The following is an 11,918-nucleotide window of genomic DNA, read 5'->3' on the forward strand; positions in this document are numbered from 1 at the left end:
CCACGCCAGGGCAGACGCCCCGCACACAGTGTGGTCAGGCGTTCCTCACCGCTGTGGGCAGCCGTCCCCACCTGCTGTGGGCAGGCCTTCCGCAGGGCTGGGGGCACCTCCCAGCGGTATGGCACCGAGCCCGGCAAGCAGGGCGAGGGGCCGCCTCAGCCCCGCCGCCGAGCCTTCCGCGCCCGCCGAACCACGGCCGCCGCCCCCAGCAGAGCCACCGTCGCCCCCGCGGCCCCCGCCGCAGTCGCGTCCTTGCGCCCGAGCCGCCGCCCCGCCACGGTGTGCCGCCCGGCGACCTCCTCCAGCAGCTCCGCAAGGACCTCCTCGTTGGTCCACCGCGGCCGCCACCCGGCGTCGTGCAGCCGGCTGACGCTCACGACCCACGGATACATCGTGTAGGCGAGGTCGCCCGCAGGCGACGGCGTGAGCCCGATGCGGTGCAGCCGGGCCGCGGCCCCCAGGGCGACCGCCGAGGGCAGCTCCATGCGCCGTGTCCCGCTGAGCTCCTCGACCTCCTCCTGCTCAAGCCATCCGTCGCAGCCGACGGCGAGCTCGCCGTCGACCTTCTCCAGCACGGCGTACTCCAGGGCGCTGCACAGGTCCTCGACGTGGCAGAACTGCCACGCGGGGTGGGATCCGGCGACGACGAGGAGCCGGGGCGACTCGAAGTAGCGGGTCAGCGCGGTGTCGGTACCGCCGACCAGGACTGCGGGCCTCACCACGGTGACGTTGAGCCCGGGATGCGCGCGGGGTGCACGGCGGGCGAGCCGCTCGATCTCGAGCAGGTCGCCGACGCCGGTGCCCTCGGCGGTGGCGCGCAGTTCCGCGTCCTCGGAGAGCGGCAGCTCGTTGTCGGGCAGCGCCCCGTAGACCATGGCGGAGGTGCACAGCACCACGCGGTGGACGCCGGCGGCGGCCGCGGCGGTCAGCACGGTCTGGGCGCCCCGTACGTTGTACGCGGTGCGGGCGGCCGGGTCGGTCCCGAGGTCCAGGTCTACGGCGAGGTGCACCACGACGTCGGCGCCGCGCAGCCGCTCGGCGATCGCCGGGTCCCGTACGTCGAGGATGTGCCACTGGGCGGACGCGCACTCTCCGCGGCGCTCGTCGATGGCCACGACCTGCTTGATCTCGTCGCTGGCGGCGAGACGCTCGGTCAGCAGCGCCCCGACGCCGGACGCGGCGCCGGTGACCGCTACGACGGGCCCACGCGGGGCGGTCGACTCGCCTGCGCGAAGCGTTGAGGGGCTGGGGCCGGGCGACGGGCGGGCTGATGGGTTTCGCGGTGCGCGAACCTGTGGATCTGGGGAACTCACCAGGCGTCTCCAGCGGTTGTCTTCAGTACGTGCGTGAATGACACGCACGTACCAGGTGGGATCCATCCTGCCGCAGGCCCCCCGTCGGCGAAGCACTGAGGCCCTATCCCGTCATGGTGTCTACGCTGGGTGGTGAAGTTCGGGCAGCCGCCGCCGGTGTCGTACCGGCGGCCCAACCAGCCGAGGAATCCCGTGAGTGACACCCCATTCGGATTCGGCCTTCCGCCGGAGGAGCCGGAGAACGGCGACGAGGGCAAGAAGAAGGACCAGCAGGGCGGTGGCGGTGGTGGTCAGGGACCTGCCAACCCCTTCGGTTTCGGTCTGCCCGGTGCAGGTGGCCCGGGCGGCGGGGACAATCCCTTCGCCGCGATGTTCGGGTCGCTGAACCCGTCCGACCTGGGCGCCGCCTTCCAGCAGCTGGGCCAGATGCTCTCGTACGAGGGCGGCCCGGTGAACTGGGACATGGCCAAGCAGATCGCCCGCCAGACCGTCTCCCAGGGCACGGCCGACGGCACGAAGGACGCGAGCGTCGGCCCCACCGACCGCGCGGCCGTGGAGGAGGCCGTGCGCCTGGCGGACCTGTGGCTGGACGGCGTGACGTCGCTGCCGTCCGGTGCGGGATCGGCGCTGGCCTGGAGCCGCGCCGAGTGGGTCGAGGCGACCCTCCCGGTCTGGAAGGACCTGGTGGACCCGGTCGCCGAGCGCGTCGGTGCGGCCATGGGCGATGTCCTGCCCGAGGAGATGCAGGCCATGGCGGGCCCGCTGCTCGGCATGATGCGCTCCATGGGCGGCGCCATGTTCGGTACGCAGATCGGGCATGCCGTGGGCGTGCTCGCGGGCGAGGTCGTCGGCTCGACCGACATCGGCCTGCCGCTGGGCCCGGCCGGAAAGGCCGCGCTGCTGCCGGCGAACATCGAGGCGTTCGGCAAGGACCTGGGCGTCCCCAAGGACGAGGTCCGGCTCTACCTGGCGCTGCGCGAGGCGGCCCACCAGCGGCTCTTCGCGCATGTGCCGTGGCTGCGCTCGCACCTGTTCGGCGCGGTCGAGGGGTACGCGCGCGGGATCAAGGTCGACACGGCGAAGCTGGAGGACGTCGTCGGCCAGCTCGACCCGCAGAACCCTGAGCAGCTGCAGGACGCACTCCAGCAGGGCATGTTCCAGCCGGAGGACACCCCCGAGCAGAAGGCCGCGCTGGCCCGCCTGGAGACGGCGCTGGCGCTCGTCGAGGGCTGGGTGGACGCCGTGGTGCACGAGGCGGCCAAGCCGCGTCTGTCGTCGGCGAACGCGCTGCGTGAGACGCTGCGCAGGCGTCGTGCGACGGGCGGCCCCGCCGAGCAGACCTTCGCGACGCTGATCGGGCTCGAGCTGCGTCCGCGCCGGCTGCGCGACGCTTCCCGCCTGTGGGCCTCGCTGACGGACGCCCGTGGGGTCGACGGCCGGGACGGCCTGTGGGCCCACCCCGACATGCTGCCGACCGCCTCCGACCTGGACGACCCGGACGGCTTCGTGCACCGCGAGCATCTGGACTTCTCCGAGCTGGACAAGCTGCTCGGCGAGGCGGCGAGCGGCGGATCCGGCAAGCCGGACCTCAAGAAGGACACGTCCGAAGGCGTCACGAAGGACGAGCCCGCATCCGGCAGCGACGGTGAGGGCGACGACGACAAGTGAGCCTTCACGACGACGCCGTCCTTGTGCTCGAGGGCTATGAGGCCCACAAGCTCCCCGAGGGCCAGGCAGAGCTGCGCCAGGCGTATCTCGATCATCTGCAGACGTATCCGGACGGGATGTGGAAGGCCTGCTCGGCCGGGCACATCACGGCGAGCGCCCTGGTGATCGACCCGCAGCACGAGCGGGTGCTGCTCACCCTCCACGGCAAGATCCACAAGTGGCTGCAGATGGGTGGGCACTGCGAGCCCGGCGATGCGACGCTCGCGGACGCGGCGCTCCGTGAGGCGACCGAGGAATCGGGCATCTCGGGACTGGCCCTGTTCGACGGGGGCCCGGTGCGCCTTGACCGGCATCTGACACCGTGTGCCTGGCACCTGGACGTGCAGTACGCAGCCCTCGCCCCGGCCGGGGCCGTCGAGGCGATCAGCGACGAGTCGCTGGACCTGCGCTGGTTCGGATACGACGAGGTGGCAGACGTCGCCGACGAGTCCGTGGTGCGTTTGGTGAAGGCCACGCTGGAGCGCCTTCCGGTCTGAAGGAGCGGGCGCCGGCCGACGGCACCGACGTGTAAGGGGCGGCCGCCCTTGGCAGCCGCCCCTTACAGGTTGCGCAGGTCGCGTCCTCGCACGCTCAGTTCCAGACGTTGCCCTGGTTCTGGCCGCGCGCCCCCTGCTGGCCCATCCCGTACTGGGCGCGCAGGCCCTGGCCGATGACGGCGTTCTGCGGGGGCAGCAGCTCGCTGGGCTGCACCAGCGCGAAGCCCTGGCCCATGAAGCTCAGCTCCCAGCCCTCGCCGGTGTTGCCGCGTCGCCGCCACACTCCCGATGAATGCGTCTGCGCCTGCATCTGGATGCGCAGGCCGGTGGACCACGCGACGACGGCGTCCGCGTCCGCGTTGACGTAGCGGTCGGGCGTGACCTGCAGCATCAGCGGCCGACCCGAGGTCATCAGGGCGACCTTGCCGCGGCCGGTGATGTTGAGCTGGTACTTGCCGGAGCCGGAGATGCCGTACTGGCTGTCCACGGCGATGACCTGGTGGGTGAGCGACGAGTCGAGCGCGAGGACGTAGCTGCTGTCCACGGTCAGACCGTCCTGCTCGACGTCCACCACGTGGATGTGCTGCGCCATGTTCGCGAGATAGACGGTGCCCTGACCGTGACAGCGCATCAGGTCGAGGCCCTCGCCGGTGTTCGCGCGGGCACGCTGCTGCTGCCCGCTCTGGTACTCGGCGTCGAACTCGATGAGGCCCTGGTAGGCGACCATGGCGCCCTTGCGGGCCAGGACGTCGTCGTGGCCCTCCAGAGCGACCCGCAGCATCTGCGGGTTCTGGACGGTGTAGCGCTCCTGGGTCTGCTGCTCGGTGTGCGCGAAAAGCGGGCTCTGCATGGTGTCTCGCTCCCCCTCAGCCCCGGATCCGGAGGCGGTCGGTGCTGTCCTCACTGGGCTGTACGACGACGATGCCCTCTCCCGAGAAGCCCATCTGGTAGGCCTCGCCGCTGCCGCGCCCGACGAGCGCGCCCGCCCTGAAGCTGCGCTTGCCCTTCACCTTGAGGTTCGGGGACCAGGCGACGAGCGCGTCCGGGTCGACGTACGTCTCGTCCTCGCCGCGGCCGCAGTCGACGACGATGGGCGTGCCGCGCGAGGTCAGCGCGACGTATCCGTTGCCGGAGATCCTGACGTTCCACAGGCCCTGGCCGGCGAACTTGGCGAGGCCCTTGACGCGTTCGACGCCCCACTGGAGGCTCGCGTCGAAGGCCAGGAGGTTGGTGCCGTTCACCGAGATCGCGTCGCCGCCGAGGTTGATGACGACGACGTCCGCTCCGTAGTCGGCGAGGTAGAGCAGGCCGTCCCCGGAGCACTTCATCAGGGGGGCGCCCTCGCCGGTGATCCAGTCCCGCGCGATCTGCCGTACGGCGGGCGGGTTCGGCTCGTACTGGACGAAGCCCTCGTAGGCGATCATCGAGCCCACGCGCGCGAGGAGGTCGTTTCCGGACTGCATGGCGACCTTGAGGATGTTCTTGCCGTGGTTCTCCATGCGGGCGGCGACGGGTGCGGGGGCGTAGCCCGCGAGCTGCTGGTTCATGACGGGCTCCCTCAGACCTCGTACGGCTGGACGACGATGAAATTGCCCGGGGCGCCGCGGAACTGGAGGTTCACGCTCTCGCCGGTGGCGCCCGCGTAGGCGTTGGCGCGCATCCGGACCTGGCTGGAGACGATGGCCTGCGCGGCCGCCGACCAGGCGACGACGGCGTTGCAGTCGGCGAACGTCGTCGGCGTGACGGGCAGTACGACGGGGGTGCCGTGGGTCTTCACGACGACGGTGCCGGTGCCCTGGAACTGCATGACGAACAGCGCCCCGCCGGGGATGCCGTGGCCCTCGATCCTGCGCACCTCGTACTGGAGCGCCTCGTCGAAGGCGAGAACGTTCTCGGCGGACACGCAGATCGCGTCGCCCTGGAGCTCGATGGGGTGCAGGTGCGTCTCGTTCTCTGCGAGGAAGACCTGGCCGCGGCCCGTGCAGCGCATCAGCTGCATCTCCTGGCCGGTGGCGTTGCCCACGATGCGGCCCGCGAAGCCCGCGCCCTTGTAACTGAAGTCGACCTTGCCCTGGTAGAGCACCATGCTGCCCTGCCGGGCGAGCACGGGCGCGTCGCCCATGCCGAGGTCGACGCGGATCAACTTCTTGTTCTGCTGCGTCCAGCGCTGCCCGGTGGGCTTCTCACGGTAGGCCCCGAGTCCGGCGGCCACACCGGCGGCGACCGGCGCTGCCCCCTGAGGGGCTCCCTGTGGTGCTCCGTACGGAGACGGGGCGCCCTGCTGGCCGGGGAACGGGCTGCCCGGCGGCTGGCCGTAGCCGGGCGGCGGGGCCGGCGCGTGGGGCGGCTGGCCGTAGCCGGGGGGCGGGGCCGGCGCCTGGGGGTACCCGGGGGGCGGGCCCGGCTGTCCCACAGGCTGTCCGTACGGCGAAGGGGCCGCCGGCGGCGGCACGGTGCCGGCGGCGGGCGGGGCCAGCGGCGCGGCGATGGTCGGCGCGGCGTGCACCGAGGGGGCCGGGGGCGGCGTGGGTGCGTGAGGTGGCGCGAAACCCTGTGGTGCGGGGGCGGGTGCGGGGGCTGGGGCAGGCGCGGGAGCGGCCGGAGCGCCGAACGCGGGCGGCGCGAACGCGGGCGCCGGGGCGGCCTGAGCGGGCGGAGCGAAGCCAGGAGCGCCGCCCGTCTGGGGCTGCTGCGCCGCGGGCTCCTCCTCTGCGACCTCGCCGCCGAAGTTCTTCAGCAGCGCCTCGAGTCCCCCGTCGAAGCCCTGCCCGACCGCGGCGAACCGCCACACGTCCTTCAGGTAGAAGTCGCCCAGCATCACCGCGCGTTCGGTGGAGAACTCGGCGCCGCTGAAGGCGTAGCGCGCGACCTCCTCGCCGCCCGCGACGATGCGGATGTGACCGGGCGCGATCTGCGACATCTGCCCGGCGCCGTCGATGGTCGCGGTGAAGGAGAGCTTGTGGATGTTCGCCGGTATGCGGTCGAGGGTGACGCGGAAGGACTCGGTGTCGCCGGCCTGCGCGCCGAGCAGCTGAATCGACTCCTCGGGTGTCTTCGGCTGGTTGAAGAAGACGAAATAGCGGTCGTCCGAGAGCTGCTCGTTGGCATCGAGACCGAAGCAGCTGATGTCGAACGTCAGCCCGGGGGCGGAAATCTGCACACCTACGTACAGATCGGTCCCCGCCGTGAGGTCACTGATCCTGGCCTTGTGGCCGCGTTGGAATTCCCTGGCCATGCGTAACGACCGTCCCCCATCCCGAAAGTGATTTGCGTCGCGCCAGGCTAGCCGCAAAAACCGACAACGGCCGAAGCCGGTACAGACCCGGTACAGAATCAGCGCTTGGGGCACGGCGGGATCCGCTCCGGGCCCGTCCCAGCAGTGTGTCCGCGTCACGCCACGCGCGCGTGGCGCTCAGTCGGCGAAGTTCATTCGCCGCGTGCGGCTGGGACGTGGGGCAGCCGGTCGGCCGCGACCACGCCTTCGAGGTACCCGCGAGCCCGCTCGGTTCGCGGATACGCCTCGAGCAGCTGCCAGAACCCGGGCCCGTGTCCGGGGACCAGAAGGTGGGCCAATTCGTGGAGGAGGACGTAATCGACGACATACTCGGGCATGCCCTGCAGCCGGTGGGAGAGACGGATGCTGCCCTCCGCCGGGGTGCAGGAGCCCCAGCGGGTGTTCTGATTGGTCACCCAGCGGACCGAGGCGGGCCGGGCCCGGCCGTCGAAGAACTGGTCGGACAGCCGCTGGGCACGCTCTGTCAGCTCGGCATCCCCCAGCACCCGCTTGCTCTCCTGGGCCGCGAGCTTTTCGAGCATGACCCTTACCCAGCGCTGCTCCTCCGCCTCGGACATGCGGGCGGGGATCAGTACGACGGTGCGGTCGCCCTCACGGTACGCGGAAACCGTTCTGCGTCGGCGAGCGCTCCGGCGGACCTCGACTGCGCTCGCCCTCGAGCCGCCTGACGGCGGGCTGGTCGTACTGCGCTGCGGGGTTCCGGCGCGGTGCAAGGGGTCGGCGGACACGCCCCGACGTTACCCGCTGAGCGTGCGGGAAGTCCTGCCTCCCGGATGGTTCGCCACCGATCCACTCCTCGAACACTTGATTAATACGACTAATCCTCGCGCCTGTGGACAACTCGGCGCATCCCTCCGCCCAGCCGCTGCATGCTGGCCACGGACAGCAACCGGCTCAGACCGGAAATCCAGTTGGCAACGGGGGAAGTCATGCATCCGATCCTGAAACCCGCCCTGCGGCGCGGCTGGCGCGACCGCAACACCATGCAGTTCGGTGTGACACCCGCGCACGCGGTCCTCCTCGGCCCGGTCGACACGGCCACCGGCAGTTTCCTGACCTTGCTCGACGGGACCCGCGGAGTGGAGCTGCTGCGCGACGAGGGCCGGCGCACAGGGCTGCCCGACGGGCATGTGGACAGGCTCATCGAGCGTCTGTCGGCAGCAGGGCTCCTGGACGATGCGACCGGCGGCGGCCCCGCCGTGGAGGCCTTGCGCAAACGGGAGGGCCCACTTCAGCGTCTGCAGGCCGACCTGGCATCGCTCTCGGTCGTCACGCCCGAACCGGGCGGCGCCATAAGGACGTTGGCCGCGCGTCGCGCCATGCGCGTGCAGATCCAGGGCGCCGGCCGCGTGGGTGCCGTCATCGCCTCGGTCCTCGCGGCTGCCGGTGTGGGCCACATCGATGTGCAGGACATCGGATGCGTCGAGCCGTGGGACGTCGCGCCGGGCGGCCTGCCGGCCGAATCGGTCGGCGACCGCAGGACGGAAGCCGCACGCCAGGCCGTACGACAGGCCGCCCCCGACCGCGTACCCCGCCGCGACCGGTCTGGGCAGACCACGGCAACAGAGCCGGGGTTGTCCCTCGTGATCCTCGCCCCGCGGGACGGCCTTTCCGCCCATGCCCCCGACCCCGCCGCCGCGGAACCGCTCATCTCCTCGGGGACACCTCATCTCTACGCAGGCGTGGTGGAAGGCACCGGTATGGTCGGCCCCCTGGTCCTGCCCGGCATGACGGCCTGTGCGGGCTGCCTGTCACGGGGACGCACGGAGCGGGATCCCACCTGGCCACGTCTGCTGGCGCAGTGGCGCTCGGGGCATCAGCGTCATGTCACCGCCTGCGACGCCGCTCTGGCGACGGCCGTCGCGGGACTGGCGGCGGCACACGCCCTGGCCTTTCTGGACGGAGGCTCGCCGGCGAGCACAGGAGCCCGCTGGGAGGCGTCCTTGCCAGGACTCGATTGGCACGCACGACCCGTGTGGCCGCACCCGGCATGCCCGTGCGGGACCGCCGGACAAGGTAAGAGTGAACAGACCTCGGATGACGGGGGACGGCACGACACAATGGCCGGGTGACCGCCGCACAGGGTACGGCCGTCTGGGACTTGGAGGGGCGCATGTCTGATCTTCCCCGGAAGGCGGTCACCCGTACCGCCAAGCTGGCCGCGCTGCCGCTCGGGTTCGCCGGGCGCGCCACGTGGGGCCTCGGCAAGCGGATCGGCGGCAAGTCGGCGGAGCTCGTGGGGCGCGAGCTGCAACAGCGCACCGCCGAACAACTGTTCAAGGTCCTGGGCGAGCTGAAGGGCGGCGCCATGAAGTTCGGGCAGGCCCTGTCCGTCTTCGAGTCCGCCCTGCCGGAGGAGATCGCCGGGCCCTACCGCGCCGCGCTGACGAAACTGCAGGAGGCTGCCCCGCCCATGCCGACCCGCACCGTGCACTCCGTACTGGAGGAGCGGCTCGGGGATGAGTGGCGCGAGCAGTTCCTGGAATTCGAGGACAAGCCCGCCGCAGCCGCGTCGATCGGCCAGGTGCACCGGGCCGTGTGGCACGACGGGCGCGAGGTCGCTGTCAAGGTGCAGTACCCGGGGGCCGGAGAGGCGCTGCTGTCGGACCTGACGCAACTCGGCCGGTTCGCACGGCTGCTGGGGCCGCTGATTCCGGGCGTGGACATCAAGCCCCTCATCGCGGAACTGCGCGACCGCGTGTCCGAGGAGCTCGACTACGGCCTGGAGGCACAGGCCCAGCAGGTCCATGCCGAAGAGTTCGCGGACGACCCGGATGTACTGGTGCCCGCGGTGGTGCACCAGTGCGAACAGGTACTGGTCACCGAGTGGATCGACGGGATACCGCTGTCGGAAGTGATCGCCGGCGGCCTCCCCGAGCAGCGCGACCGGGCAGGGCAGCTGCTGACCCGCTTCCTCTTCTCAGGCCCGGCGCGTACCGGCCTGCTGCACGCGGACCCGCACCCGGGCAACTTCCGGCTGCTGCCCGACGGCAACGACGGCTGGCGGCTCGGCGTACTGGACTTCGGCACGGTGGACCGGCTGCCCGGGGGTCTTCCGTCCACGATCGGGGACTCGCTGCGCATGGCACTCGGCGGCCGGGCCGAGGCGGTCTACGAGAGGCTCTGCGAGGAAGGCTTCGTCAAGGAGGAGGTAGAGCTCGACCCGGAGGCGGTGCTCGACTATCTGCTGCCGATCATCGAGCCGGCTCAGGCAGAGGAGTTCGAGTTCACACGCAGCTGGATGCGCGGCCAGGCGGCGCGCATCGCGGATCCTCGCTCGCCCGCCTACCAGTTGGGTAAGCATCTGAACCTGCCGCCGTCGTATCTGCTGATCCACCGGGTGACGCTGAGCACGATCGGTGTGCTGTGCCAGCTGGGTGCCCGGGTCCGGATGCGGGACGAGCTCGAGGCCTGGCTGCCGGGCTTCGTCGAGGAGGAACCCGTGCCGGACGACTTGGACACCCTGGACGACTTCGCCGATCTCACCGAGGAGGAGCCGGTCGCCGAGGCGTGACCATGACGCGCACGAGGAGGCGCTGCCGGGTTCACCACCAGGCAGAATCCAGCCGCCCCTCGATCGCCCTCAGATGGGTGCGCGCGCATGTGTCGCAGAAGTAGCGGCGGGTGCCGTTTTCCACGGAACAGGTCCAGGTGGGTTGTGCGGCCTCGGCCCGCGCTCCGCAGCGAGCGCACATGATTCCCTCGTCGTCCGGCAGTCCGGCGGAGCCCTGGATCCGCGCGGGCGGGTGGGACGCCGCGGTGGAGGCGCCGATGTCACTGTCCCCGGGAAGACACGTCACGTCGTGACGATAACGCCGATTCAGAGGGTTCGCCGGCAACGCACCGCGAGGGCCGGTCCGAACGGACCGGCCCTCGCGGGGAGCACTTAGGCGTGTGGTGCCGGGCTGCGGCCGTTACTGCATCACGGCCAGGGCCAGGGCGCGGCGTGCGCGGAGCGACGCGCGCTCGGCGCGGCGCTGCATCCGCCGGGCGGCGGCCAGGCGCGCGGCCGGGCGTTCCGCGTCGGCCTCGCGCAGCCGCTCGTGCATATGCGCACGAGCCAGGGCTTCTGGGATGAGTTGCATCTCTCGGGTCCTGTTCTGACGCGAGTCGGTCGCGCCGGTGGTGGTGAAGTCTGGAGTCGCGGAGCCGACGGGCTCGCTGGTGGACGTCGTCATCGGGGCCTGCTTCTGGGGGTCGTGCGTGTGAGGGCGGTCGATCGTTCCGGTGGCGTTCATGCGACGACCGGGTTCTTGCGCGGGCGGCCACGCGGCCGCTTGCGGGCAACCACGACGCCCTGGACGAAGAGCTCGCCGCCCCAGACGCCCCACGGCTCATGCCGCTCCTTGGCCCCGGCGAGGCAGGCCTCGATCAGCGGGCAGGTGCGGCAGAGGGACTTGGCGTACTCGACATCGGCCGGCGACTCGGCGAAGAAGACCTCCGGGTCGTAGGAACGGCAGGGGACGGGTACGCCGAGGTTCTCGATGGCGTCGTCGAGCGCGGTGAGCGCAGTGAGCGGGGTCAAGGTGGAGTCCTCCGTGAGGCCGGGCGGGGGGATCGTTTCGGAAGGCGGTACGGACGGGGCGTGCGCTTCGAGTTGCACGGTTCGTCTTCCTCGTCTGGTCGTTCCGGCCTGTTGGCCGGGTGGCGGCTGGTTGTACCGGGTCTTTCTTGTCCCGAGGCCCCTTCGCTCCGTCATCCCCGTTGGGGAAAACAGAAGGGCCGCGGATCCCGGATGGGGTTCCGCGGCCCTGAAGGCGCCGGCCTGATGGCGTATCAGGCTGGATCACTCCAGGGTTCGAGCCCACGGAAGGCCCACATCGTGTGGTGGTGCTGCGTCGTCTTGCGGGATCCGGCACCGGCCGCCGCAAAGGCATAGGCCGAGGCCTGTGCCACTGCTGCTACTGCTTCCGGTGCCTGGGTCGGTCGCTCATTGCGCTCCCGGATCTCAAGACCCGAGGGAGACACGGAGGACGCCGGACGCACGGCGGGAATGCCGGACAGACCGGTGCCCAGGTTGGAGAGACCGAGCAGGCAGGAGGCGACGACCGAGCGATCGGTCAGTTTGGCGGTGCTGATGGAGCTCGTGTTGATGCTGATCACTGG

At 71.2% G+C, this 11,918-nt stretch carries 13 protein-coding genes; 4 read left to right on the forward strand and 9 right to left on the reverse strand.

Annotated elements, in window-relative coordinates:
* Positions 1 to 155 precede the first annotated feature (155 nt).
* The gene (locus ACWD4J_RS04970; protein WP_451393880.1) at positions 156 to 1,313 is read right to left on the reverse strand and encodes an SDR family oxidoreductase; all 1,158 of its coding nucleotides are present in this window, start codon (positions 1,311 to 1,313) and stop codon (positions 156 to 158) included.
* Positions 1,314 to 1,505: 192 nt separating this feature from the next.
* On the opposite strand from ACWD4J_RS04970, the gene ACWD4J_RS04975 reads away from it, so the two are divergent.
* Together ACWD4J_RS04975 and ACWD4J_RS04980 are read left to right on the forward strand one after the other, a co-directional pair.
* A complete protein-coding gene (locus ACWD4J_RS04975) occupies positions 1,506 to 2,981 on the forward strand; it encodes a zinc-dependent metalloprotease (protein WP_451393881.1) in 1,476 nt (491 codons plus the stop codon).
* Entirely contained in the window at positions 2,978 to 3,517 is a 540-nt protein-coding gene (locus tag ACWD4J_RS04980) for an NUDIX hydrolase (protein ID WP_451393882.1), read from the forward strand. Before ACWD4J_RS04975 ends, ACWD4J_RS04980 begins: the two co-directional genes overlap by 4 nt.
* Before the next feature lie 94 nt (positions 3,518 to 3,611).
* Here the strand turns inward: ACWD4J_RS04980 and ACWD4J_RS04985 are convergent, their stop codons facing one another.
* The 4 genes from ACWD4J_RS04985 to ACWD4J_RS05000 form a co-directional block, all read right to left on the reverse strand.
* Entirely contained in the window at positions 3,612 to 4,367 is a 756-nt protein-coding gene (locus ACWD4J_RS04985) for an AIM24 family protein (RefSeq protein ID WP_451393883.1), read from the reverse strand.
* A gap of 16 nt (positions 4,368 to 4,383) precedes the next feature.
* Positions 4,384 to 5,064 carry an AIM24 family protein gene (locus ACWD4J_RS04990; RefSeq protein WP_451393884.1) on the reverse strand — a complete coding sequence of 227 codons (681 nt, stop codon included), beginning with the start codon at positions 5,062 to 5,064 and terminating at the stop codon, positions 4,384 to 4,386.
* A gap of 11 nt (positions 5,065 to 5,075) precedes the next feature.
* On the reverse strand, positions 5,076 to 6,752 hold the full coding sequence (locus tag ACWD4J_RS04995; protein ID WP_451393885.1) for a TerD family protein: 1,677 nt from the start codon (positions 6,750 to 6,752) through the stop codon (positions 5,076 to 5,078).
* A gap of 191 nt (positions 6,753 to 6,943) precedes the next feature.
* The gene (locus ACWD4J_RS05000; protein ID WP_451393886.1) at positions 6,944 to 7,540 is read right to left on the reverse strand and encodes a M48 metallopeptidase family protein; all 597 of its coding nucleotides are present in this window, start codon (positions 7,538 to 7,540) and stop codon (positions 6,944 to 6,946) included.
* A gap of 201 nt (positions 7,541 to 7,741) precedes the next feature.
* On the opposite strand from ACWD4J_RS05000, the gene ACWD4J_RS05005 reads away from it, so the two are divergent.
* Both ACWD4J_RS05005 and ACWD4J_RS05010 read left to right on the forward strand, forming a co-directional pair.
* Positions 7,742 to 8,884, forward strand: coding sequence for a TOMM precursor leader peptide-binding protein (locus ACWD4J_RS05005; protein WP_451393887.1), 1,143 nt, complete (start codon positions 7,742 to 7,744; stop codon positions 8,882 to 8,884).
* A 41-nt stretch (positions 8,885 to 8,925) separates the two neighbouring features.
* Positions 8,926 to 10,326 carry an ABC1 kinase family protein gene (locus ACWD4J_RS05010; protein ID WP_451393888.1) on the forward strand — a complete coding sequence of 467 codons (1,401 nt, stop codon included), beginning with the start codon at positions 8,926 to 8,928 and terminating at the stop codon, positions 10,324 to 10,326.
* A 31-nt stretch (positions 10,327 to 10,357) separates the two neighbouring features.
* Here ACWD4J_RS05010 and ACWD4J_RS05015 read toward each other — a convergent pair whose 3' ends face one another.
* From ACWD4J_RS05015 to ACWD4J_RS05030, 4 genes are all read right to left on the reverse strand, one after another.
* Positions 10,358 to 10,612 (reverse strand): hypothetical protein, encoded by a 255-nt coding sequence (locus tag ACWD4J_RS05015; RefSeq protein ID WP_451393889.1) that lies wholly within the window; start codon positions 10,610 to 10,612, stop codon positions 10,358 to 10,360.
* 114 nt (positions 10,613 to 10,726) lie between these two features.
* Positions 10,727 to 11,050: a hypothetical protein gene (locus ACWD4J_RS05020; protein ID WP_451393890.1), complete on the reverse strand. Its 324-nt coding sequence runs from the start codon at positions 11,048 to 11,050 to the stop codon at positions 10,727 to 10,729.
* Positions 11,047 to 11,415 carry a WhiB family transcriptional regulator gene (locus ACWD4J_RS05025; protein ID WP_451393891.1) on the reverse strand — a complete coding sequence of 123 codons (369 nt, stop codon included), beginning with the start codon at positions 11,413 to 11,415 and terminating at the stop codon, positions 11,047 to 11,049. The genes ACWD4J_RS05020 and ACWD4J_RS05025 overlap by 4 nt, the downstream gene beginning before the upstream one ends.
* 173 nt (positions 11,416 to 11,588) lie before the next feature.
* A complete protein-coding gene (locus ACWD4J_RS05030) occupies positions 11,589 to 11,915 on the reverse strand; it encodes a hypothetical protein (RefSeq protein ID WP_451393892.1) in 327 nt (108 codons plus the stop codon).
* Positions 11,916 to 11,918: the final 3 nt, after the last annotated feature.

Source organism: Streptomyces sp. NPDC002577, from assembly GCF_053594815.1.